Raw genomic sequence first — 20,483 nt, 5'->3', positions numbered from 1 at the left:
CGTCTACCAAACGCACTGCACCTGTCTACGCGAACCGGCGGCGGACGCTGGCGGCGTTCTTCGCGGCGGCGCTAGCGTAATGCCACCCCCGCATACCGCCACGCCTCTCCAGGAGACGCACCATGAGCACATCCGACGACAGCCGCGACAACGCCGGCACCAAGAGCAAACCCGCGTTGGCCGAAGGCGTCAGCGCCACGCCGTACCAAGGCACCTTCACGGTGGTCAATTGCACCGGCCAGACGATCAACAACGTCAGCGTCAAGCACACCTGCGGCAACTACATGGATCCGGCCGCTTCGGCGTCGCTGCCGCCGGGCGGTACGATCGCCTCCGTGCCGCTGCGGGCGCAGACCGGCTCCAACGACTACTGGAACCTGTCGTTCCAGATGAGCGACGGCAGCTCGCGTAGTCGCAACAGCAAGCAATGCAACTACGTGCAGAGCGATGCGCCGGGGACCTGCATCATCGCGCTGTACGCCAGCAGCTTCAGTGTGCTGACGCCGGTCAGCTCACCGTGCATGAACAACAGCTACGACTGAGCGATCGCATGCCCGGCCGCTGCTGTCGCGACGTCGGCAGCGGCCGGGCATTGCCGCGGTGGCGAGCGTGCGCCTCGCCCCGCAGCGGGCGGGCGCGGCGACATCGCGACCGCCGTCCGCGTCAACTGCGCATGATCGATACCCCGCCGTCGACCAGCATCGCGCTGCCGGTCACGAACGCGGCCTCGTCCGAGGCCAGGAACAGTGCGGCCCGCGCCAGTTCGTCCGGCTGCGCCAGGCGTTTGAGCGCATGCAGCTGCGCGACCTGCGCCAGCGCTTCCGGCGTGCCGTTCATCGCCTCCGCCATCGGCGTGTGCGTGCCGCCCGGCAGCAAGGCGTTGACTCGGATCGCCTGCGGCCCGAACTCCGCTGCCAGCGCCTGGGTCAGGCCGATCAGGCCGGCCTTGCTGGCAGCATAGGCGGCGGTGCACGGGAAGCCGACGGTGTGGCCGACGAAGGTCGAGGTGAAGATCAGCGACCCGCCGCCGCGTGCCAGCATCGCCGGAATCTGATGCTTGGCGCCGAAGAACGCGCCGCTGAGATTGGTATCGAGCGCGTCGCGCCAGGCCTGCACCTGCAGTTGCGTGGTCGGCACCAGCGTGCCCAGGGTGCCGGCATTGTTGAAGCCGATGTCCAGCCCGCCGAAGCGCGTGTTCGCCAGCGCCACCAACGCCTGCGCATAGGCCTCCTCGCGGACGTCGCCGGCCAGCCACGCGGCGTGACCGCCGGCGTCCTCGATCTCCGCGGCGAGCGTCTGCAGCAGCGCACCGCGGCGCGCGCCCAGTACTACGCAGGCGCCTTCCCGCGCGAACAGGTGCGCGGCGGCGTGGCCGATGCCGGAACTGGCGCCGGTGATGAGCGCGATCTTGCCGTGCAAGCGTTGCATGTGAAGCTCCATGGTTGCGAAGGAGCCTGGAGCATCGCCGGCAGCACCGCGCGCTGCTCGCCGTGTTCGGACGCGGCAGTCGTGGGCGATGTGTTCCGTGCGAAAGAGGCTGTGGATGCGAGAGCGGCTTCCAACCGACGAGGGGTCTGTGGGAGGGCTGTCGCGGCGAAAGGGCGCTCCAGCCGCGCGCGTTGTTGCGATTCGGTGGAAACCGCGCTGCGCTGTAGGAGCAGCGTCAGCCGCGACTGACATGACCGATAACGCCGTGTCGCGGCTGCAGCCGCTCCTACGGGACGTGCGACGTCGACGACCGCGTAAGGCGCAGCCGGCGATATGCCGCCTCAGTGCGTCCCCAACTGCAGCCGCCGGTACAGCGTGCTGCGGCTGATGCCGAGCCGGCGTGCGGCCTGCGAGACGTTGCCGTTGCAGGCATCCAGGGCCTGGCGCATGGCGCCGAGCGCGAGACTGTCGAGGTCGGCATCGGGCAATGGCATCGCGGTGCCGCCGTTGCTGCCCTGCTCTCCCGCGCGCACGCCGGGCAGATAGGCCGGCAAGGCGTCGATATCGACCAGCGCATCCGCTTCGCTCAACGCCACCAGGGTGCGCAGGCACGCCACCAGCTGGCGCAGATTGCCCGGCCACGCGTAGGCGCTCAGCGTCGCCAGGGCGGCCTCGGTCAGGCGCCTGCCCTGGCCAAGCCGCGCCCACAGCTCGGCGACGAGCGCGCGTCGGTCCGGATGCGCACGCAGTGCCGGCACCTGCACGCAGTGGTGGGCGATGCGGTAGTACAGATCGGGCCGGAAGCGCTGCTCGGCCATCGCCGCGTCCAGGTCGCGGTGGGTGGCGCAGACCAGGGCGAAATCCAGCTTCACCGGCTTGCCGCCGCCCAGCGGCAGCAGTTCGCGTTCCTGCAGCACGCGCAGCAGCCGCGGCTGCAAGGCCAGCGGCATGTCGCCGATTTCGTCCAGGAACAGCACGCCGCCGTCGGCCTGGCGCAGCAGGCCCGGGTTGCCGTGCTTGCGCGCGCCGGTGAAGGCGCCATCCTCGTAGCCGAACAGTTCCGCTTCGATCAGCCCCTCGGGCAGCGCCGCGCAGTTGACCGCCACGAACGGGCGCCCGGCGCGGGCGCTGCGCCGGTGCAATTCGCGCGCGAACACTTCCTTGCCGGTGCCGGTCTCGCCCTGCACCAGCACCGGCAGTTGCGCATCGAGCACGCGCCGCGCGCGTTCCAGCGCCAGTTCCTGCGCCGTGTCGAACAGCGGCGCCTCGGACGCCGCCGCCGCCGAAGGCCGCGACGACGCGGTTATGGTGATCGGCGCCTGCTGCGGGCGTCGCCGCGGACGATCGTCGGCCGGGCTGTCGATGCGTCCGTGCAGCGCCCGCCCCTGCAGGTCGAACACGCTGCCCTGCTGGCGCAGCCGCGATAGCGGCTCTTCGAACAGCGCTTCGTAAGGCGCGCGGCCGAGTTCGTGACGTTCCAGCCCGAACAGCCGCAACCCGGCCTGGTTGGCCGCCACCAGGCGGCCGTTGCGGAAGGCCAGCAGCGCCTCGCGTGCGGTGCCGAGCAGCGCCGGGTCGTGGTGCACGCGCAGCAGTTCGCAGCCGGGGATGCCGTCGTCGAAATAGCGGTGTTCGATGTTGGCCACCGCCATCCGCGCCAGTGCCAGCGCATGCATGTGCTGCACGCTGGCGTCGCCGGAGATGTCGAGCACGCCGGCCAGGGCGCCGTACGGATCGAAGATCGGCACCGCGGCGCAACTGAGGATCTGGTGCGGGGCGAAGTAGTGTTCGCCACCGCGCACTTCCACCGAACGGCTTTCGACGATGGCGGTGCCGATCGCATTGGTGCCGACCTGGGGTTCGCTCCAGCATGCGCCGGGCATCAGCGCCACCCTGCCCGCCTTGTCGAGGAAGCGCGGGCTGCCTTCGGCGTCGAGGATCCAGCCGGCCTCGTCGGTGAGCAGCACGATGCTGCCGGTGGCCGCAGCGTCGCCGGCCAGGCCTTCCAGTTCGGCGCGGGCCAGCCGCCACAGCCGCTCGTGCGCCTCGCGCAGGGCGCGCAGGCGCGAGGCTTCCAGCGGTTCGATCGCGGGCTTCGCGTCCGCGGCCAGGCCCAGGCGTTGGCAGCGCTGCCACGACTGCAGGATGGTGTCGGGCACCTGCCCGACCGGCGCGCCGCCGCGTTCGAAGAAGGCCCGCCGGGCCTGGCCGAGTTGGTGTTGCGAGGGGTGCTGCGCCATGTCCGGCTCCGCTGTCGCAGATTGCGACACCTGGTGATACGGGTGTTCCGATAAACAGCACATCCGCAGGCGCGGCGCAATCGACAGACGTGACGCGACGCAGCAAAACCGCAGGGGGTGCGTCGGTGTGTCGCGGTGCGACCGGGTGACGCGGCGCAGCACGCAAAACCTGGCATCGGACTTGCGCTTGTGCAGCTACCCGGACGGGCCTGCCCTGTCCTTCTCGACCGCCGAAGGAGACACCACGATGAATGCCGTCAGCACCGCCAAGCCGCATGCCACCGATCCGCAGTCCATCTTCAAGTCGCGCTACGGCAACTTCATCGGCGGCAAGTGGGTGGAGCCGAAGAGCGGGCAGTATTTCGACAACAGCACGCCGATCACCGGCAAGGTGTTCACCGCGGTGGCGCGCTCCAACGCCGAGGACATCGAGGCGGCGCTGGACGCCGCGCACGCCGCCAAGGACGCCTGGGGCAAGAGCTCCAGCACCGAGCGCAGCAACGTGCTGCTGAAGATCGCCGACCGCATCGAGCAGAACCTGGAGCTGCTGGCCTATGCCGAGACCTGGGACAACGGCAAGCCGGTGCGCGAGACGCTCAACGCCGACGTGCCGCTGTGCGTGGACCACTTCCGCTACTTCGCCGGCGCGGTGCGCGCCCAGGAAGGCGGCATCTCCGAGATCGACCACGACACCATCGCCTACCACTTCCACGAACCGCTCGGCGTGGTCGGCCAGATCATCCCGTGGAACTTCCCGCTGCTGATGGCGTGCTGGAAGCTGGCGCCGGCGCTGGCCGCCGGCAACTGCGTGGTGATGAAGCCCGCCGAGCAGACCCCGGCCTCGATCCTGGTGCTGATGGAAGTGATCGGCGACCTGCTGCCGCCGGGCGTGCTCAACGTGGTCAACGGCTTCGGCCTGGAAGCGGGCAAGCCGCTGGCCAGCAACCCGCGCATCGCCAAGATCGCCTTCACCGGCGAGACCACCACCGGACGGCTGATCATGCAGTACGCCAGCCAGAACCTGATCCCGGTGACGCTGGAGCTGGGCGGCAAGTCGCCCAACATCTTCTTCGCCGACGTGATGGCCGAGGACGACGACTTCCTCGACAAGGCGGTGGAAGGCTTCGTGCTGTTCGCCTTCAACCAGGGCGAGGTGTGCACCTGTCCGTCGCGCGCGCTGATCCAGGAATCGATCTACGAGCGCTTCATGGAGAAGGTGCTCAAGCGGGTGGCGGCGATCAAGCAGGGCAATCCGCTCGATCCCAACACCATGGTCGGCGCACAGGCCTCCAGCGAGCAGTTGGAGAAGATCCTGTCCTACATCGACATCGGCAAGCAGGAAGGCGCCGAGGTGCTGATCGGCGGCGAACGCAACGCGCTGGATGGCGAGCTGGCCGGCGGCTTCTACGTCAAGCCGACGGTGTTCAAGGGGCACAACAAGATGCGCGTGTTCCAGGAGGAGATCTTCGGCCCGGTGGTGTCGGTGACCACCTTCAAGGACGAGGCGGACGCGCTGGCGATCGCCAACGACACGCTGTACGGGCTGGGCGCCGGCGTGTGGAGCCGCGATGCCGCGCGGCTGTACCGCATGGGCCGCGCGATCCAGGCCGGGCGGGTGTGGACCAACTGCTACCACGCCTATCCGGCGCATGCCGCGTTCGGCGGCTACAAGCAGTCGGGCATCGGCCGCGAGAACCACAAGATGATGCTCGACCACTACCAGCAGACCAAGAACCTGCTGGTCAGCTACTCGCCGAAGGCGCTGGGCTTCTTCTGACCCGCCGGGCAGGGCGGCGGCACGCTGCCGGCGTGCCGTCGTCCGCCTGCGAACTGATCTGGATCAAGGCACTCCGTCGCCGGTCGCGCGATGGTGACAGGACCCGTTTTTCTCAGGAGCGTTGCGATGGACAAGACGATGAAAGCCGCCGTGGTGCGTGAGTTCGGCAAGCCATTGGTGATCGAGGAAGTGACGGTGCCGCGGCCGCAGGCCGGCGACATCCTGGTCAAGATCGAAGCCTGCGGCGTGTGCCATACCGACCTGCATGCGGCCGAGGGCGACTGGCCGGTGAAGCCGAACCCGCCGTTCATCCCCGGCCACGAGGGCGTGGGCCATGTGGTGGCGGTCGGCGCCGGCGTGGACCACGTCAGGGAAGGCGATCGCGTCGGCATTCCGTGGCTGTACTCGGCCTGCGGCCATTGCGAGCATTGCCTGGGCGGCTGGGAAACCCTGTGCGAGGCGCAGCAGAACACCGGCTACTCGGTCAACGGCGGCTTCGCCGAATATGCCCTGGCCAATGCCAACTACGTCGGCCACCTGCCGAAGAACATCGGCTTCGTCGAGGTCGCGCCGATCCTGTGCGCCGGCGTGACCGTGTACAAGGGCCTGAAGGTCACCGACACCAAGCCCGGCAACTGGGTGGTGATCTCCGGCATCGGCGGTCTCGGCCACATGGCCGTGCAGTACGCCAAGGCGATGGGCCTGAACGTGGCCGCGGTCGACGTGGACGACGCCAAGCTGGCGCTGGCCACGCGTCTGGGCGCGACGGTGACGGTGAACGCGCGCACCACCGATCCGGTCGCGTACCTGAAGAAGGAGATCGGTGGCGCGCACGGTGCGCTGGTGACCGCGGTCTCGCCGAAGGCGTTCGAGCAGGCCATCGGCATGGTCCGCCGCGGCGGCACCGTCTCGCTCAACGGGTTGCCGCCGGGCCAGTTCCCGCTGGACATCTTCGGCATGGTGCTCAACGGCGTGACCGTGCGCGGCTCGATCGTCGGCACGCGCCTGGACCTGCAGGAATCGCTGGAATTCGCCGAGCAGGGCAAGGTCGCCGCGACCGTGGCCACCGACACTCTGGACAACGTCAACGACGTGTTCGCGCGCATGCACGCCGGCAAGATCGAAGGCCGCATCGTCCTGGACATGGCCGCCTGATGGACGCGTCCGCGCCCGCTGACGCGCTGCCGCCGCAGGTGCTGGCGACGCTGCCGGCCCTGCAGCTGATCGCCAAGCTGCGGGCGCGGCACGGCGCGCTGCTGTTCCATCAGTCGGGCGGCTGCTGCGATGGTTCCTCGCCGATGTGCTACCCGCAGGACGACTTCATCGTCGGCGACCGCGACGTGCTGCTCGGCGAGATCGGCGAGGCGCCGTTCTACATCAGCCCGTCGCAGTTCGCCTACTGGAAGCACACCCAGTTGATCATCGACGTCGTGCCCGGCCGCGGCGGCATGTTCTCGCTGGAGAACGGCGAGGGCGTGCGCTTCCTGGTGCGCTCGCGGCTGTTCAGCGACAGCGAGTACGCCGCGCTGGAGGCGGCGGGAAAGGTGTAGTGGCGGAAGGCACGCGGTGCAGCGCGTTTCTCTGCACCGTGTTTCCGATCGTGTCGATGGAAGCGCTGCCCTCCGCCCCTCCTTGTGGGAGGGACTTCAGTCCCGACTGCAGTGCAGTCGGACGCGCCGATGATGTCGCTCGTCGCGGCTGATGTTGCAGTCGAGATTTTTTGAGGTGCCCTGAAGTCACTTACACACCGATGCTGGTAGGACGTCAGACTTCGATGCGCTACGACGCCTTCGGCGCCTTCGCCGGCACGAACGGCGACACCGGATCGCTGGCGGGGAAGGTCTCTTCCAGGGCTTCGTCCTGGTTGGCGTCGGCATGCCGTCCGTGCGCGGTGTCCGGCGTGGAGTGCGCTGGCGTGTCCCGCGGGGCAGGGCGGTTCTCGCCGGTGCGCGGTTCGTGTTCGACGATGGTCTCGGGGCGGTCGCCGGCGCCGCGGTCTTCGCGGTCCTGCGTCTGGCGCTTGCCGCGCTGTTCGCCGGGGACGGGCGCGGCCTGACGCAGCGGATCGGTGGGCGTGGACATGTCCGGTTCCTCCAGGGAATGGCGGAGGTCCAGTTCACCGCCGGCGCGGTGAAGCCATTGCGAATCGCGCATCCTCCACGGATCGGTCACGGGTCGCTAACGGCGGCAGCGCTACTGCTGCGCGTCCCCCCGCCGCCGTTGCCGCCCGGAGCCCTGCCATGCGCCCCAGCGACCGCCCCGACCCGCTGCTGTTCAACGCCCATCTGGATCCCTTGCCGAGCGCTCCGCCGCCGCGCCGCCGTGGTGCGGCACTGCGTCCGCACGACGCACCGGACTACCGCCGCTACAGCCTGGCCGACTACCGCCAGCGCCGCGCCCGCCACCGCACGCCGTGGCGCGACCTGTGCCCGGCCTACGCCTTCGCCCTGCAGACCCATGCACGCGGCTGGCCGCGCGGGCCCGGCGCCGAGACCGAAGACGAACTGGCCGCGCACTGGGACCTGATGCGTGGCGACTCGCGGCTGGACTGGACCCAGGCGCGGCAGGTGATCGAGGATGCCTGGCAGGCGCTGGATCATCTGCCGGCGCAGGCCGCCGGCGTGGAGCCGCACTGATGCCGCGCCCGATCTGGACCGGCACGCTGTCCTTCGGCCTGCTCAACGTGCCGGTGTCGCTGATGTCCGGCGAACGCCGGATCGACCTGCACTTCCGCATGCTCGACGCGCGCGACAAGCGCCCGATCCGCTTCGAGCGGGTCAACGCCGACACCGGCGAGGAAGTGCCGTGGAAGGACATCGTCAAAGCCTACGAATACAGCAAGGGCAACTACGTGGTGGTCGAGCAGCAGGACATCGCCTCGGCCGCACCGGAAAGCCACGAGACGGTGGAAGTGGAGGCCTTCGTCGACGCCGCCGAGATCGACCTGCGCTATTTCGAGAAACCCTACGTGCTGGTGCCGGGCAAGAAGGCCGAGAAGGGCTACGTACTGCTGCGCGAGACCCTGCGCAGTACCGGTAAGGTCGGTATCGCGCGGGTGGTGATCCGCACCCGCGAGTATCTGTCGGCGGTGATGCCGCTGCAGGATGCGCTGGTGCTGATCCTGCTGCGCTACCCGCAGGAACTGGTCGACCTGGACGACTACACGCTGCCCGGCGGCAAGGCCGCCGACTACCGGATCAGCGCCAAGGAAACCGAGATGGCGGCGCAGCTGATCGACTCGATGTCCGGGCGTTGGGATCCCGACGCCTACCACGACGAATTCCGCGAGCGGCTGCATGCGGTGATCCAGAAACGGATCAAGGCGCAGGAGGGCACCACCCAGGTCGACGAGGACGCCGAGGCGCCGCAGCGCGAGGACGCAACCACCAACGTGGTCGACTTCATGTCGCTGCTGCAGAAGAGCCTGGAGGCCAAGAAGCGCACGCCGGCCAGGCAGGACGAGCGCGTGCCGGTGCGCAAGACCGCGGCGAAGAAGAGCGGCAAGCCGGCCAAGAGCGCGGCCGGCAAGGCCAAGAAGGCGACGCGCGCCAAACCGAAACCAGCGGCGACCAAGGCCAAGCCCGCTGCGCGCAAGGCCCCGGCGCGACGCAAGGCCGGGTAGAGCAGGTCGGTCGCGGCGGCGCCAGGGTCGCCGCGACCGGCTTTACGCCGAGACCATCGCCTCGCGCGTCACCTGCGCCAGCGACTCGCGCGAAATCGCCGCGATCGATTTGGCACCGGTCAGGGTCATCGCCACCTGCATCTCCTTCTCGATCAGGCTCAGCAGATGCTCCACGCCGGCCTGGCCGGCGGCGGCCAGCGCGTAGACGAAGGCGCGGCCGAGCAGCACGGTGTCGGCGCCCAGCGCCAGCATGCGCACCACGTCCAGGCCGTTGCGCACGCCGGAGTCGGCCAGGATCTTCAGCTCGCCCTTCACCGCATCGGCGATCGCCGGCAATGCCCGCGCGCTGGACAGCACGCCGTCGAGCTGGCGCCCGCCATGGTTGGAAACGACGATGCCGTCGGCGCCGAACCGCACCGCATCGCGCGCATCGTCCGGATCGAGGATGCCCTTGATCACCATCGGCCCGGTCCAGAACTCGCGGATCCACTCCAGGTCCTTCCACGAAATCGACGGATCGAAGTTGGCGCCGAGCCAGCCGATGTAGTCGGCCAGCCCGGTGGGATGGCCGCGGTAGGTGGAGATGTTGCCCAGGTCGTGCGGGCGCCCACGCAGGCCCACGTCCCAGGCCCAGCGCGGATGGGTGACGGCCTGCAGCATGCGCCGCAGCGGCGCGTTGGGGCCGCTCATGCCCGAATGCGCGTCGCGGTAGCGCGCGCCCGGCACCGGCATGTCCACGGTGAACACCAGGGTGGTGACGCCTGCGGCCTTGGCCCGCTCCAGCGCGTTGCGCATGAAGCCGCGGTCCTTGAGCACGTACAGCTGGAACCACATCGGCCGGTCGATCGCCGGCGCCACTTCCTCGATCGGGCACACCGACACCGTGGACAGGGTGAACGGCACGCCCTTGGCCGCCGCCGCCCTGGCCGCCTGTACCTCGCCGCGGCGCGCGTACATGCCGGTCAGGCCCACCGGCCCCAGCGCCACCGGCAAGGCCAGGCGTTCGCCGAACAGCTCGGTGTGCAGGTCCAGCGCCGACATGTCGCGCAGCACGCGCTGGCGCAGGGCGATGTCGCTCAGGTCGGACACGTTGCGGCGCAGGGTGTGCTCGGCATAGGCGCCGCCGTCGATGTAGTGGAACAGGAACGGCGGCAGCTGGCGCTGCGCGGCGGCACGGTAGTCGGTGGAGGCGGAAATGATCATGGGGGCAGGGCGGTCAGGGAGAGGAGGGGAGGCGCGAGGCACGGGCGCGGCGCGCATCGTCCTCGTCGAGGGTGCGCAGCGCGCTGTGCACGAATTCCAGGTGGGCGTGCGCGGCGGCGCGGGCGCGTTCGGGGTCGCCGGCCAGGATCGCGTCGCGCAGGGCGCGGTGCTGGGCGAGCAGGGCGGAGAAGATGCGCGGCGATTCGAACAGCTGTTGCCGGCTCTGCGAGATGTTGGCCTGCAGCAGGTCGAACAGCCCGCGCATCACCTGCAGCAGTACCCGGTTGTGGGTGGCCTCGGCGATGGCCAGGTGGAAATCGGCGTCGGCGTGCGCCTGCGCCGCCGCATCGGCCTGCGCATGGGTCTGCAGCAGCGCCTCGTAGGCCGCCTCGATGCGCGCGCGGTCGTCGTCGGTGGCGCGCAGCGCCGCATGCCAGGCGGTGGCGCCTTCCAGCGCGTGGCGCGCTTCCAGCACGTCGAAACGGTACTCCGGGTCGGCGTGCAGCAACGGCAGGAACGGCTGCAGCGGCGCCACCACCTGGTCTTCCGGGGTTGGCGGCCGTTGCACGTAGGTGCCGCCGCCCACCCGGGCCCGCAGCAGCCCCTGGCTGGCGAGCTGGGCGATGGCCTCGCGCAGCACCGGGCGGGACACGCCCAGCTCCGCTGCCAGGGTCCGCTCGGCGGGCAGGCGCGCGTCGATCGCCAGGCCGCGTTGCGCGATCAGCGTGCGCAACTGCGCGGCGACCCGGTCGCTGAGCCGGGCAGGGGACTCGCCGGCAGCGGCAGTAGCGGCAGCTTTAAGACTATTGGTCATACCAATAAACTGGCGGGGGCGCGAATGGTGTGGCCATTAGGCGCCTTGGATTACGCGACGTCAATGGTTGCAACGCTGCGAGTCGCCTAAATTGGTAATACCAATCAGAGCGTGCCGTCGCGTGCCATCGCCGCGGCCAGCACCACCAGCACCGCCAACAGGCCCAGTTCCACCCCGATCAACCGCTGCAGCGTCCGCACCTGCGCCGCGTTCGGCGACCAGGTCGGCAGCAGCCGCGCCTGCCGGCGCCAGCCCAGCAGGCGCAGCGTCGGCACCAGCGAGAGCAGGCCGATCGCCGCGAAGGTGCCGAGCTTGGCCCAGAACCAGGGGGTGTGCAGGTAGTAACCGGCGCCCTTGAGCCCGTAGCGCACGCGCAGGGCACCGATCGCCAGGATCAGCAGCGCGGCCAGCCCGTAGCCGGCGTCGACGCGGACCAGCCGCGTCAATTGGCGGTGGTCCGGCGGCGCACGCAGCAGGGTCCATTCCGCCACCAGCGCGGCGATCAGCAGCAGCATCGCCAGGTGGTGCAGGCTGGCCAGGATCAGGTCGCGCAGCGCCATCGCGGCGGCCTCACCACACCCATGGCAGCAGCCGCCAGCTGTGTGCGGCGTAGTCGGGATACTCCTCGGGAAAGGCCTGGGTCAGCATCGCTTCCTCCACTCGGATGCGGCGCAGGAATGCCCAGGTCACCGGCAGCACGATCGCCAGCAGCGACAGCACGTTGCCCATGCCCAGCGCCAGCCCGTAGAACGCCAGCAACGCGCCGGTGTAGGAGGGATGCCGCAGATAGCGGTACGGCCCGTGGCGGACCAGGCGGTGGCCTTCCTGGATGGTCACGTCGACGGTGAACCAGCGCGCCAGCACCCGGATCGACCACAGCCGCAGCGCCAGCCCGCCGGCCAGCAGCGCGCAGGCCAACCAGCGCAGCGGTTCGCGCAGGTGCGGCGCATAGCGCCACACGCCGAGCAGCGACAGCAGCGCGCCCAGCGCCACCGCGCCGTACAGCACGCGCCACAGCAGGCGCAGCGTGCCCTGGTCGCGCGCACCGCCATCGGCGGCGCGACGGCGGCGGCTGAGCAGCATCTCGTACGCGCCCCAGCCCAGGCCGAGCAGCATGAACAGCAGATCCGGATGGCGCAGGGTCAGGAGCATGACGGTGTTCCTCGTGGCGGCGTGCACCACGCATTGCGTGGCAGGGTGGATGAACCGGGCCCGTCCTGCGTGCCGATCGTCCGGCACCCGGCAGGGCATGGACGCAGTGTGGCGCCATCGGGGTGGCGCGGCAGTGGCCGCTGGTCATGCCGTCCGCCTGCCGGAAGTCACTTTCTGCGCCCGCCCCATTGCCGCGGCGTCGGCACGCGGTCAGCATCGGCCGCATGAACCGATTCCTGCGCGACCTGATCGAACCCAAGCGCCTGGCCGGGTTGCTGACCGTGGCCACCGTGCTGTGGTCGTTCCAGTTCGCGCCGCATGCGCTGGTGGCCTGGCGCTGGACTGCGGCGGCGCTGTTCCTGCTGCCGCTGCTCGGCGCGCACTATCTGCCCGGGCGCTGGCGCGATGTCGCGCTGTGGGTCGAGGCAGCCGCGGCGATGGCCCTGGTCTGGCTGGAGCCGCACGTCGGCACCGCGCCGGTGCTGCTGGTGGTGGTGGTCGCGCAGGTGGCGCTGCAATGGCCGCCGCGCCCAGTGCTGGCGCTGGCGCTGCTGGCCAACCTGGGCACCTTCCTGGCGCTGTCCGCCGCCGGCATCAGGCATCCGCTGCTGACCACGCTGATCTACGCCGGCTTCCACGCCTTCGCCGGCCTCAGCGCGCACTACGCGCGCACTGCCGAGCTGGCGCGCGAGGCGCTGGCGCGTGTCAACGCCGACCTGCTGGCCACCCGTGCGCTGCTCGCCGACAGCACCCGCGATGCCGAGCGCCTGCGCCTGGCGCGCGAACTGCACGACGTGGCCGGACACAAGCTCACCGCCCTGCGCATCCAGTTGCGCCTGCTGCTGGCCGATCCGGCGCTGGCGCAACGCACGGAGGTGGCGACGGTGGAGCGACTGTCCGGCGAGCTGCTGGCCGACATCCGCGCGGTGGTGCAGTCGCTGCGCGACGACCGCGGGGTGGACCTGGAGACCGCGCTGTGTGCCCTGGCCGCGCCGTTCCCGCGGCCGCAACTGCAGTTGCAGATCGATCCGGCGCTGCGCATCACCGATCCGCACCTGGCCGAGACCCTGCTGCGGCTGGTGCAGGAAGCGCTGACCAACGCCGCCCGGCACGCCGACGCGGCACACGTGCGGGTGCGCCTGGGCCAGGATCGGCAGCAGCTGTGCCTGGACATCGAGGACGATGGCCACCGCGCCGAGCGCATCCGCGAGGGCAACGGCATCGCCGGCATGCGCGAGCGTCTGGCCGCGCTGCACGGGCGCCTGGAACTGGGCCGCACGCCGCTCGGCGGCATGCAGCTGAGCGCGAGGCTGCCGCTGTGAGCGCGCTGCGGATCGCCCTGGCCGACGACCAGGTGCTGGTGCGCGCGGGCCTGCGCGCGCTGTTGCAGACCCAGGGCATCGTCGTCGCCTGCGAGGCCGACGACGGCCAGGCCTTGCTCGACGTGGTGGCGGCCACGCCGGTGGACGTAGTGCTCAGCGACATCCGCATGCCCGGCATGGACGGCATCCAGGCGCTGCAGCAGTTGCGCGCGCGCGGCGACCGCACGCCGGTGCTGCTGCTCACCACCTTCGACGAATCCGATTTGCTGCTGCGCGCCACCGCCGCCGGCGCGCAGGGCTTCCTGCTCAAGGACGCCGCGCCCGAGGACCTGCGCGAGGCGATCGCGCGCGTGGCCGCCGGCGAGACCCTGCTGCAGCCGGTCAGCACCGACCCGGTGCGTGCGCGCTACCGCTACCGCGACGAGGACGCCCCGCGCGACACCTTCAACGAACGCGAAGTGGCGATCCTGCGCCTGCTCGCCGGCGGCTACTCCAACAAGGAGATCGCGCGCAGCCTGTTCCTGGCCGAGGGCACGGTGAAGAACTACGTCTCCACCATCCTCGACAAGCTCGGCACCCGCGACCGCACCCGCGCGGTGCTCAAGGCGATCACCCTGCGCATCATCTGATGCGTGCACCAGCGGTGGCGCTGCGACGTCCACCGGCAGCGCGGCGGGACTGAAGTCCCTCCCACAACGGTGCGACCGTGCCGTGCCGCGGCCTGCCGCAGGAGCGGCTTCAGCCGCGACAACCGATGGCGCGATTGCGGCTCGCCGATCAGCTGTTTCCCTCCAGCCAGCACGACATCCGCCGCCGCGACGCCGCCCCTGTGGGAGCGACCTCAGTCGCGACGCGACCCATCCGAACGCGCGCGCACGCCCGCAGTACGCTCCATACCCCGCCGTGTGCTGCCACCGGGACTTCTGCACACCCGCCGCAGACATTAAGATGCCGCGGGCATTGTGCCGACGAGGAATTCACGTTGATCATCCATCCGAAAGTCCGCGGTTTCATCTGCACCACCACGCATCCGCTCGGCTGCGAGCGCAACGTGCTCGAGCAGATCGCCGCCACGCGCGCGCGCGGCGTGCGCCACGACGGGCCAAAGAACGTGCTGGTGATCGGCGCGTCCAGCGGCTACGGCCTGGCCTCGCGCATCACCGCCGCGTTCGGCTTCGGCGCCGCCACCCTCGGCGTGTTCTTCGAAAAGCCCGGCAGCGAGAAGAAGGCCGGCACCGCCGGCTGGTACAACGCCGCCGCCTTCGACAAGCAGGCCAAGGCCGCCGGCCTGTACAGCAAGTCGATCAACGGCGACGCGTTCTCCGACGAGGCGCGCGCCAAGGTCATCGAACTGATCAAGCAGGACATGGGCGGCCAGGTCGACCTGGTGGTGTATTCGCTGGCCTCGCCGGTGCGCAAGCTGCCGGGCACCGGCGAAGTGAAGCGCTCGGCGCTCAAGCCGATCGGCCAGACCTACACCGCCACCGCCATCGACACCAACAAGGACGCCATCATCGAGGCCTCGATCGAGCCGGCCACCGAGCAGGAGATCGAAGACACCGTTACCGTGATGGGCGGCCAGGACTGGGAACTGTGGATCGATGCGCTGGACGCCGCCGGCGTGCTCGCCCCGGGCGCGCGCACCGTGGCCTTCAGCTACATCGGCACCGAGATCACCTGGCCGATCTACTGGCACGGCGCGCTGGGCAAGGCCAAGGTCGACCTCGACCAGACCGCGCAGCGCCTGCACGCGCGCCTGCAGGCTCACGGTGGCGCGGCCAACGTGGCGGTGCTGAAATCGGTGGTGACCCAGGCCAGCGCGGCGATCCCGGTGATGCCGTTGTACATCTCCATGGTCTACAAGATCATGAAGGAAAAGGGCCTGCACGAAGGCACCATCGAACAGGCCGACCGCCTGTTCCGCGAACGCCTGTACCGCGAGGACGGCCAGCCCGCGGCCACCGACGACGAGAACCGCCTGCGCCTGGACGACTGGGAACTGCGCGACGACGTGCAGGACGCCTGCAAGGCGCTGTGGCCGCAGGTGACCACCGAGAACCTGTTCCAGCTCACCGACTACGCCGGCTACAAGCACGAGTTCCTCAAGCTGTTCGGCTTCGAGCGCAAGGACGTGGACTACGACGCCGAGGTCGACCCGGACGTCAAGTTCGATTGCGTGGAGCTCTGAGGAGCGGGGATTCGGGAGTGGGGATTCGGGCGTCGTGTTGATCCCGGATCCCGGACAGAGCATGCGGCCGGCAGCGATGTCGGCCGTTTTCTTTTGCGGTGACGGCGAGGCAGCGGTGGCGGCACGTCGACCGAATCGCGTCGGGACTGAAGTCCCTCCCACAAAGACCTCATCCATCCCCGCGGCATCTGCTGTAGGAGGGGCTTCAGCCGCGAAAACCGAAGCCGCGACGCCGGGACTATCCGCACACCATCAAGACAAAAAACGCCACAGCGCAACGCCAATCCGCACGCAAACCCCGAAGCGCCAGCGCTTCTACGATTCCCCACTCCCCATTCCCCACTCCCGGCTTCACCGCCTCACATCGAACCGCGTCGCCCCCACGCAGGCCTGCACCTCGGCCTCGCTCAGCGCCAGCACGTCGCCCGGCAGCGTGTGCTTGAGGCAGCCGGCGGCCAGGCCGAAGCGGATCGTCGCGGTGTCGTCCCATCCGCGGCTCAGCCCGTGCAGCACGCCGGCGGCGAAGGCGTCGCCGCCGCCGATGCGGTCGACGATGCCGCTCAGCTCCTCGGCCGGCGCCTGCGCGACGCTGCCGTCGCGGCGCAGCAGCATCGCGCCCAGGCTGTGCCGGTCCACGCTGTGCGCCACGCGCTGGGTGCAGGCCATCGCCTGCAGCTGCGGGAATGCGGCGAAGGCGTCGCGCGCGCCCGCTTCCACCCGCGCCTGCACGCTGTCCTGCGGGTAGCGGTGGCCCAGCACCACCTCCAGGTCCCGGTAGTCGGCGAACAGCACGTCCGCCTGCGCCAGCAGCTGGCGCAGGATGCCCGGCGCATCGCCGTTCCAGGCCTCCCATAGCTTGGGGCGGTAGTTGCCGTCGAACGACACCCGCACCCCGGCCGCGCGTGCCGCCTGCGCGGCCGCCAGCGCCGCGGCCGCGCCGCGTTCGCCCAGCGCCGGGGTCACTCCGGACAGGTGCAGCCACTGCGCGCCGTGCAGCAGCGCCGGCCAGTCGTGCCGGTCGCCCGCATCCAGCGCGAAGGCCGAGCCGGCGCGATCGTAGGTGACCTCGCTGGGGCGGTGCCCGGCGCCGGTGCTGAGGAAGTACAGGCCCATGCGCCCGGGTACGAAGCGCACCCCGCTGGTGTCCACGCCATGCCGGCGCAGTTCGCCGGCCGCGGCCTGGCCCAGCGGGTTGTCCGGCAGCACGCTGACCGCCGAGACGGCGTGGCCGAAATGCGCCAGCGCCACGCCCACGTTGGCCTCGGCACCGCCCACCTGCACCTCCAGCCGCGGCGTCTGCAGCAGCCGTTCGTGGCCGGGCGCGCCCAGACGCAGCAACAGTTCGCCGAAGCAGACGATGCGGGAAACGGTCATGGCAAGCGGGTCCGGCAGCCGAAGGGACGCCAAGCATGCCGCGAAATGCAAACGCCGACCAGAAAAAGTGACTAGCGGTGTCATTTTTGTGCGGCAGCAGGCGCTTCGGCACTGGCCGATGTCGCGATCCTGCGCTATCTCATTGACTGCAAAGACCCTCGGGTCGCCGGGCACTCTGTTGCGCTGCAAGATGCCGGGATGTTTCGCAACTGTTAACGTTGGTTTTGACCAGCGGTGTCATTCGCGACAACGCCCGCAGTTCCACGCCGTCATGTAACCCTTGGGAGGGGAGGACATGCAATCACGTACCGAACGCCGGAAGACACCGGTTACCTTGCTCGCGCTGTCGATCGGCCTGGCCCTGCAGGCCGGTGCCCTGCAGGCACAGGAAGCGCCGGCGGCCGCGCCGCCCGCCGCGGCCTCGGCCGATGCCACCACCGAGCTCGACACCGTCGTCGTCACCGGTTACCGCGCCAGCGTGGAGAAGGCGCTGGACATCAAGCGCGCCGAAAAGGGCATGGTCGACGCCATCGTCGCCGAGGACGTGGGCAAGTTCCCGGACACCAACCTGGCCGAATCGCTGCAGCGCATCCCCGGCGTGGTCATCACCCGCGACGCCGGCGAAGGCCGCAACATCTCCGTGCGCGGCCTCGGCCCGGACTTCACCCGCGTGCGCATCAACGGCATGGAAGCGCTGACCACGGTCGGCGCCAGCGACCAGAGCGGCGGCACCAACCGCGGCCGCGGCTTCGACTTCAACGTGTTCGCCTCGGACCTGTTCACCCAGATGGTGGTGCGCAAGACCGCCTCGGCCGACGTCGAGGAAGGCTCGCTGGGCGCCACGGTCGACCTGCGCACCGCGCGGCCGTTCGACTACGACGGCTTCACCTTCGCCGCCAACGGCCAGGCCACCTACAACGGCATGTCGCAGAAGGCCGATCCGCGCATCGCCGCGCTGGTCGCCAACACCTGGGCCGACGGCACCTTCGGCGCGCTGATGTCGGTGGCCTACTCCGAGCGCCAGGTGCTCGAGGAAGGCAGCGGCACCACGCGCTGGGCCAACGGCCCGAGCAACAACGGCTACAGCCCCACCTCGCCGTTCGCCGCGGCCAACAGCGCCAACGTGTTCAGCCCGCGCATCCCGCGCTACACGCAGATGGAGCACGAGCAGAACCGCCTGGGCGTGACCGGCTCGCTGCAGTGGAAGCCCAACGACAGCACCGAGTTCTCGCTGGACGGCCTGTACTCGAAGATCGATGCCAAGCGCGACGAGCACTACATCGAGGCGATCAGCTTCAGCCGCGGCCGTTCGCAGAACGGCAAGCCGGACATGATCGTGCGCGACGGCTACGTCGACCCGGCCTCCGGTGCGCTGCTGTACGGTCGCTTCGACAACACCGACATCCGCTCGGAGAACCGCCACGACGAGTGGAACACGGTCTTCAAGCAGCTCACCCTCAACGGCGAGCACCGCTTCAGCGACACCTTCAAGATCACCGGCGAGATCGGCACCTCCAGTTCCAAGCACCGGAACCCGATCCAGACCACGGTGATCATGGACAAGAACAACGTCGCCGGTTACAGCTACGACTACCGCAACAGCTACACCTCGCCGGTGTTCAACTACGGCATCGACCCGACCGCCGCAAACGGCTGGACCCTGGCCGAAGTGCGCATGCGTCCGCAGTCGGCCAACAACAGCTTCGACACCGGCTCGCTTAACTTCGAGTGGAACCTGGGCACCAACTTCACCCTCAAGGGCGGCGTGCTGGCCAAGAACTACGGCTTCGACACCAAGGAGTTCCGCCGCGCGTCCGAGACCAGCGTGCCGACCTTCGCCACCGGCAACCGCATCGTGCCGGTCAACCTGGTGACGCTGGCCGGGCTCAAGGGCATCGAGGGCACGCCGTCGAACTGGGCGGTGCCCGACCTCAACGGCATCGCCGATGCGCTGGGCATCTACAGCGGCACCGGCACCTGGACGCTGACCGAGCGCGCGGTCAACACCCGCAGCGTGGAAGAGAAGGACCGCGGCGCCTGGCTGATGGGCGACTTCGCCTTCGACATCGGCGCGATCCCGTTCTCCGGCAACATCGGCGTGCGCTACGTGAAGACCAACCAGTCCTCCACCGGCTACGCCCTGGTCGGCTCCAACCTGATCAACACCACGGTCGAGCGCGATTACCACGACACCCTGCCGTCGCTGAACCTGGTCGCCGAGATCACCCCGGACTTCCTGATCCGCTTCGGCGCCGCCAAGGTGATGACGCGGCCGGGCCTGGGCAGCCTGACCCCGGGCGTGACGGTCGCCGTCGCCGGCGGCGCACGCACGGTCAGCGGCGGCAATCCGAACCTGGATCCGATCCGCGCCAAGACCGCCGACCTCGGCTTCGAGTGGTACCTGCAGGAAGGCGCGATGCTCGGTCTGGCGCTGTTCTACAAGGACATCGACAGCTTCGTGCAGACCGCGCGCACCATCGCCCCGTACTCGAGCAGCGGCCTGCCGGTCAGCCTGCTCGACGGCACCGGCGCGGCGGCCACCGACGACTTCGTCTTCAGCGTGCCGCTCAACACCCCGGGCGGCAAGCTGAAGGGCGCGGAGTTCAACTACATCCAGCCCTTCAGCTTCCTGCCGGGCAAGTGGGCCAACTTCGGCACCCAGCTGAACTACACCTACGTGCAGTCGAAGATCCAGTACGTCACCGGCACCGGCGCGCTGTCGTTCAACACCGACCTCACCGGCCTGTCCAAGAACTCGTACAACGCCACGCTGTTCTACGAAGGCGAGCGCTTCAGCGGCCGCGTGTCGCTGACCCACCGCGACGGCTACCTGACCCAGGTGCCGGCCACGGAAACCGGCTTCGACATGCACGGCATGCGCGGCACCAATGTCGTGGACGCCAAGCTGACCTACAAGATCGACGAGAAGATCGACATCAGCCTGGAAGGGTCGAACCTGACCAATGTGCCGTACTACGAGTGGGTGCAGACCAGCGCCACCGGCGCGCAGCTGCCGCTGACCTACAGCGAGACCGGCCGCCAGTACGCGATCGGGGTGCGTTACAAGTTCTGAAGACTGCGTTCGCCGGTGCCGCGCTGCGACATCGGCAACGCCCCGCTGCCCGCATACTTGCGGGCCGGGGAGGGAGATCGACGCGCGCCGCCACGGTGCGCGCCGATCGCAAAGGAGCGAGATGAAACAGGCAATGTGCGGCAGCGCGGTGGGCGCCGGCGGTGGTGTGTCGGCGATCGGTCCTGGGGTGTGGCGTCGCCTGAAGGCGAAGGCGGTGCACCTGCTTGCGTCCATCGGCTCTCCGCGATTGCCACAGGATGTGCCGGCATCGCGCGTCGCGGCTGACGCCG

The 20,483-nt window shown here is 69.6% G+C and carries 18 protein-coding genes; 10 read left to right on the top strand and 8 right to left on the bottom strand.

Annotation, left to right across the window (positions count from 1 at the left end; translation table 11 throughout):
* The first annotated feature begins 122 nt into the window (after window positions 1-122).
* Window positions 123-542 carry a hypothetical protein gene (locus CEK66_RS09750; protein ID WP_017910076.1) on the top strand — a complete coding sequence of 140 codons (420 nt, stop codon included), beginning with the start codon at window positions 123-125 and terminating at the stop codon, window positions 540-542.
* A gap of 121 nt (window positions 543-663) precedes the next feature.
* On the opposite strand, the gene CEK66_RS09745 is transcribed toward CEK66_RS09750, so the two are convergent.
* On the bottom strand, window positions 664-1,428 hold the full coding sequence (locus tag CEK66_RS09745) for an SDR family oxidoreductase (protein ID WP_152236788.1): 765 nt from the start codon (window positions 1,426-1,428) through the stop codon (window positions 664-666).
* A gap of 341 nt (window positions 1,429-1,769) precedes the next feature.
* Window positions 1,770-3,668: a sigma-54-dependent Fis family transcriptional regulator gene (locus CEK66_RS09740; RefSeq protein WP_152236787.1), complete on the bottom strand. Its 1,899-nt coding sequence runs from the start codon at window positions 3,666-3,668 to the stop codon at window positions 1,770-1,772.
* 247 nt (window positions 3,669-3,915) lie between these two features.
* Between CEK66_RS09740 and adh the strand changes: the two genes are divergently transcribed.
* The 3 genes from adh (at window position 3,916) to CEK66_RS09725 (ending at window position 6,995) form a co-directional block, all read left to right on the top strand.
* Complete coding sequence (gene adh, locus CEK66_RS09735; protein WP_017914593.1) at window positions 3,916-5,445, top strand: aldehyde dehydrogenase; 1,530 nt, start codon at window positions 3,916-3,918, stop codon at window positions 5,443-5,445.
* A gap of 126 nt (window positions 5,446-5,571) precedes the next feature.
* On the top strand, window positions 5,572-6,600 hold the full coding sequence (gene adhP / locus CEK66_RS09730; protein ID WP_148828231.1) for an alcohol dehydrogenase AdhP: 1,029 nt from the start codon (window positions 5,572-5,574) through the stop codon (window positions 6,598-6,600).
* Window positions 6,600-6,995, top strand: a complete 396-nt coding sequence (locus CEK66_RS09725) for a DUF779 domain-containing protein (protein ID WP_152236786.1) — start codon at window positions 6,600-6,602, stop codon at window positions 6,993-6,995. Before adhP ends, CEK66_RS09725 begins: the two co-directional genes overlap by 1 nt.
* A gap of 229 nt (window positions 6,996-7,224) precedes the next feature.
* Here CEK66_RS09725 and CEK66_RS09720 read toward each other — a convergent pair whose 3' ends face one another.
* Window positions 7,225-7,527 (bottom strand): hypothetical protein, encoded by a 303-nt coding sequence (locus CEK66_RS09720; RefSeq protein ID WP_153751418.1) that lies wholly within the window; start codon window positions 7,525-7,527, stop codon window positions 7,225-7,227.
* 158 nt (window positions 7,528-7,685) lie between these two features.
* Between CEK66_RS09720 and CEK66_RS09715 the strand changes: the two genes are divergently transcribed.
* Both CEK66_RS09715 and CEK66_RS09710 read left to right on the top strand, forming a co-directional pair.
* Window positions 7,686-8,081 carry a hypothetical protein gene (locus CEK66_RS09715; RefSeq protein ID WP_152236784.1) on the top strand — a complete coding sequence of 132 codons (396 nt, stop codon included), beginning with the start codon at window positions 7,686-7,688 and terminating at the stop codon, window positions 8,079-8,081.
* Window positions 8,081-9,067: a Ku protein gene (locus CEK66_RS09710; RefSeq protein ID WP_152236783.1), complete on the top strand. Its 987-nt coding sequence runs from the start codon at window positions 8,081-8,083 to the stop codon at window positions 9,065-9,067. The genes CEK66_RS09715 and CEK66_RS09710 overlap by 1 nt, the downstream gene beginning before the upstream one ends.
* Window positions 9,068-9,109: 42 nt before the next feature.
* Here CEK66_RS09710 and lldD read toward each other — a convergent pair whose 3' ends face one another.
* The 4 genes from lldD to CEK66_RS09690 form a co-directional block, all read right to left on the bottom strand.
* Window positions 9,110-10,270: an FMN-dependent L-lactate dehydrogenase LldD gene (lldD, locus tag CEK66_RS09705; RefSeq protein ID WP_152181213.1), complete on the bottom strand. Its 1,161-nt coding sequence runs from the start codon at window positions 10,268-10,270 to the stop codon at window positions 9,110-9,112.
* A 13-nt stretch (window positions 10,271-10,283) separates the two neighbouring features.
* A complete protein-coding gene (gene lldR, locus CEK66_RS09700; protein WP_051064775.1) occupies window positions 10,284-11,084 on the bottom strand; it encodes a transcriptional regulator LldR in 801 nt (266 codons plus the stop codon).
* A 104-nt stretch (window positions 11,085-11,188) separates the two neighbouring features.
* Complete coding sequence (locus CEK66_RS09695; RefSeq protein WP_152236782.1) at window positions 11,189-11,644, bottom strand: DUF2214 family protein; 456 nt, start codon at window positions 11,642-11,644, stop codon at window positions 11,189-11,191.
* Between the two features lie 10 nt (window positions 11,645-11,654).
* A complete protein-coding gene (locus CEK66_RS09690; protein WP_051067643.1) occupies window positions 11,655-12,236 on the bottom strand; it encodes a PEMT/PEM2 methyltransferase family protein in 582 nt (193 codons plus the stop codon).
* A gap of 224 nt (window positions 12,237-12,460) precedes the next feature.
* On the opposite strand from CEK66_RS09690, the gene CEK66_RS09685 reads away from it, so the two are divergent.
* The 3 genes from CEK66_RS09685 (at window position 12,461) to fabV (ending at window position 15,746) form a co-directional block, all read left to right on the top strand.
* Entirely contained in the window at window positions 12,461-13,558 is a 1,098-nt protein-coding gene (locus CEK66_RS09685) for a histidine kinase (protein WP_152236781.1), read from the top strand.
* The gene (locus CEK66_RS09680; protein WP_017910062.1) at window positions 13,555-14,187 is read left to right on the top strand and encodes a response regulator transcription factor; all 633 of its coding nucleotides are present in this window, start codon (window positions 13,555-13,557) and stop codon (window positions 14,185-14,187) included. Before CEK66_RS09685 ends, CEK66_RS09680 begins: the two co-directional genes overlap by 4 nt.
* 353 nt (window positions 14,188-14,540) lie before the next feature.
* Window positions 14,541-15,746 carry an enoyl-ACP reductase FabV gene (fabV, locus tag CEK66_RS09675; RefSeq protein WP_152236780.1) on the top strand — a complete coding sequence of 402 codons (1,206 nt, stop codon included), beginning with the start codon at window positions 14,541-14,543 and terminating at the stop codon, window positions 15,744-15,746.
* A 351-nt stretch (window positions 15,747-16,097) separates the two neighbouring features.
* Here the strand turns inward: fabV and CEK66_RS09670 are convergent, their stop codons facing one another.
* Window positions 16,098-17,120, bottom strand: a complete 1,023-nt coding sequence (locus CEK66_RS09670; RefSeq protein WP_152236779.1) for a sugar kinase — start codon at window positions 17,118-17,120, stop codon at window positions 16,098-16,100.
* Window positions 17,121-17,415: 295 nt separating this feature from the next.
* Here CEK66_RS09670 and CEK66_RS09665 point away from each other — a divergent pair, with 295 nt between their 5' ends.
* Window positions 17,416-20,193, top strand: a complete 2,778-nt coding sequence (locus CEK66_RS09665; protein WP_170268175.1) for a TonB-dependent receptor — start codon at window positions 17,416-17,418, stop codon at window positions 20,191-20,193.
* Window positions 20,194-20,483 lie beyond the last annotated feature (290 nt).

The organism is Xanthomonas sp. LMG 12460, assembly GCF_009192895.1.
Taxonomy (GTDB): Bacteria; Pseudomonadota; Gammaproteobacteria; order Xanthomonadales; family Xanthomonadaceae; genus Xanthomonas_A; species Xanthomonas_A sontii.
Note: the sequence above shows the minus strand (reverse complement) of the source record. Positions and strands in the feature narration are given on the sequence as shown.

Bases quoted from the DNA above. Each gene is read 5' to 3' on its own strand.
- CEK66_RS09750 (WP_017910076.1), top strand. From the start codon at position 123: ATGAGCACATCCGACGACAGCCGCGACAACGCCGGCACCAAGAGCAAA.
- CEK66_RS09745 (WP_152236788.1), bottom strand. From the start codon at position 1,428: ATGCAACGCTTGCACGGCAAGATCGCGCTCATCACCGGCGCCAGTTCC.
- CEK66_RS09740 (WP_152236787.1), bottom strand. From the start codon at position 3,668: ATGGCGCAGCACCCCTCGCAACACCAACTCGGCCAGGCCCGGCGGGCC.
- adh (WP_017914593.1), top strand. From the start codon at position 3,916: ATGAATGCCGTCAGCACCGCCAAGCCGCATGCCACCGATCCGCAGTCC.
- adhP (WP_148828231.1), top strand. From the start codon at position 5,572: ATGGACAAGACGATGAAAGCCGCCGTGGTGCGTGAGTTCGGCAAGCCA.
- CEK66_RS09725 (WP_152236786.1), top strand. From the start codon at position 6,600: ATGGACGCGTCCGCGCCCGCTGACGCGCTGCCGCCGCAGGTGCTGGCG.
- CEK66_RS09720 (WP_153751418.1), bottom strand. From the start codon at position 7,527: ATGTCCACGCCCACCGATCCGCTGCGTCAGGCCGCGCCCGTCCCCGGC.
- CEK66_RS09715 (WP_152236784.1), top strand. From the start codon at position 7,686: ATGCGCCCCAGCGACCGCCCCGACCCGCTGCTGTTCAACGCCCATCTG.
- CEK66_RS09710 (WP_152236783.1), top strand. From the start codon at position 8,081: ATGCCGCGCCCGATCTGGACCGGCACGCTGTCCTTCGGCCTGCTCAAC.
- lldD (WP_152181213.1), bottom strand. From the start codon at position 10,270: ATGATCATTTCCGCCTCCACCGACTACCGTGCCGCCGCGCAGCGCCAG.
- lldR (WP_051064775.1), bottom strand. From the start codon at position 11,084: ATGACCAATAGTCTTAAAGCTGCCGCTACTGCCGCTGCCGGCGAGTCC.
- CEK66_RS09695 (WP_152236782.1), bottom strand. From the start codon at position 11,644: ATGGCGCTGCGCGACCTGATCCTGGCCAGCCTGCACCACCTGGCGATG.
- CEK66_RS09690 (WP_051067643.1), bottom strand. From the start codon at position 12,236: ATGCTCCTGACCCTGCGCCATCCGGATCTGCTGTTCATGCTGCTCGGC.
- CEK66_RS09685 (WP_152236781.1), top strand. From the start codon at position 12,461: ATGAACCGATTCCTGCGCGACCTGATCGAACCCAAGCGCCTGGCCGGG.
- CEK66_RS09670 (WP_152236779.1), bottom strand. From the start codon at position 17,120: ATGACCGTTTCCCGCATCGTCTGCTTCGGCGAACTGTTGCTGCGTCTG.
- CEK66_RS09665 (WP_170268175.1), top strand. From the start codon at position 17,416: ATGCAATCACGTACCGAACGCCGGAAGACACCGGTTACCTTGCTCGCG.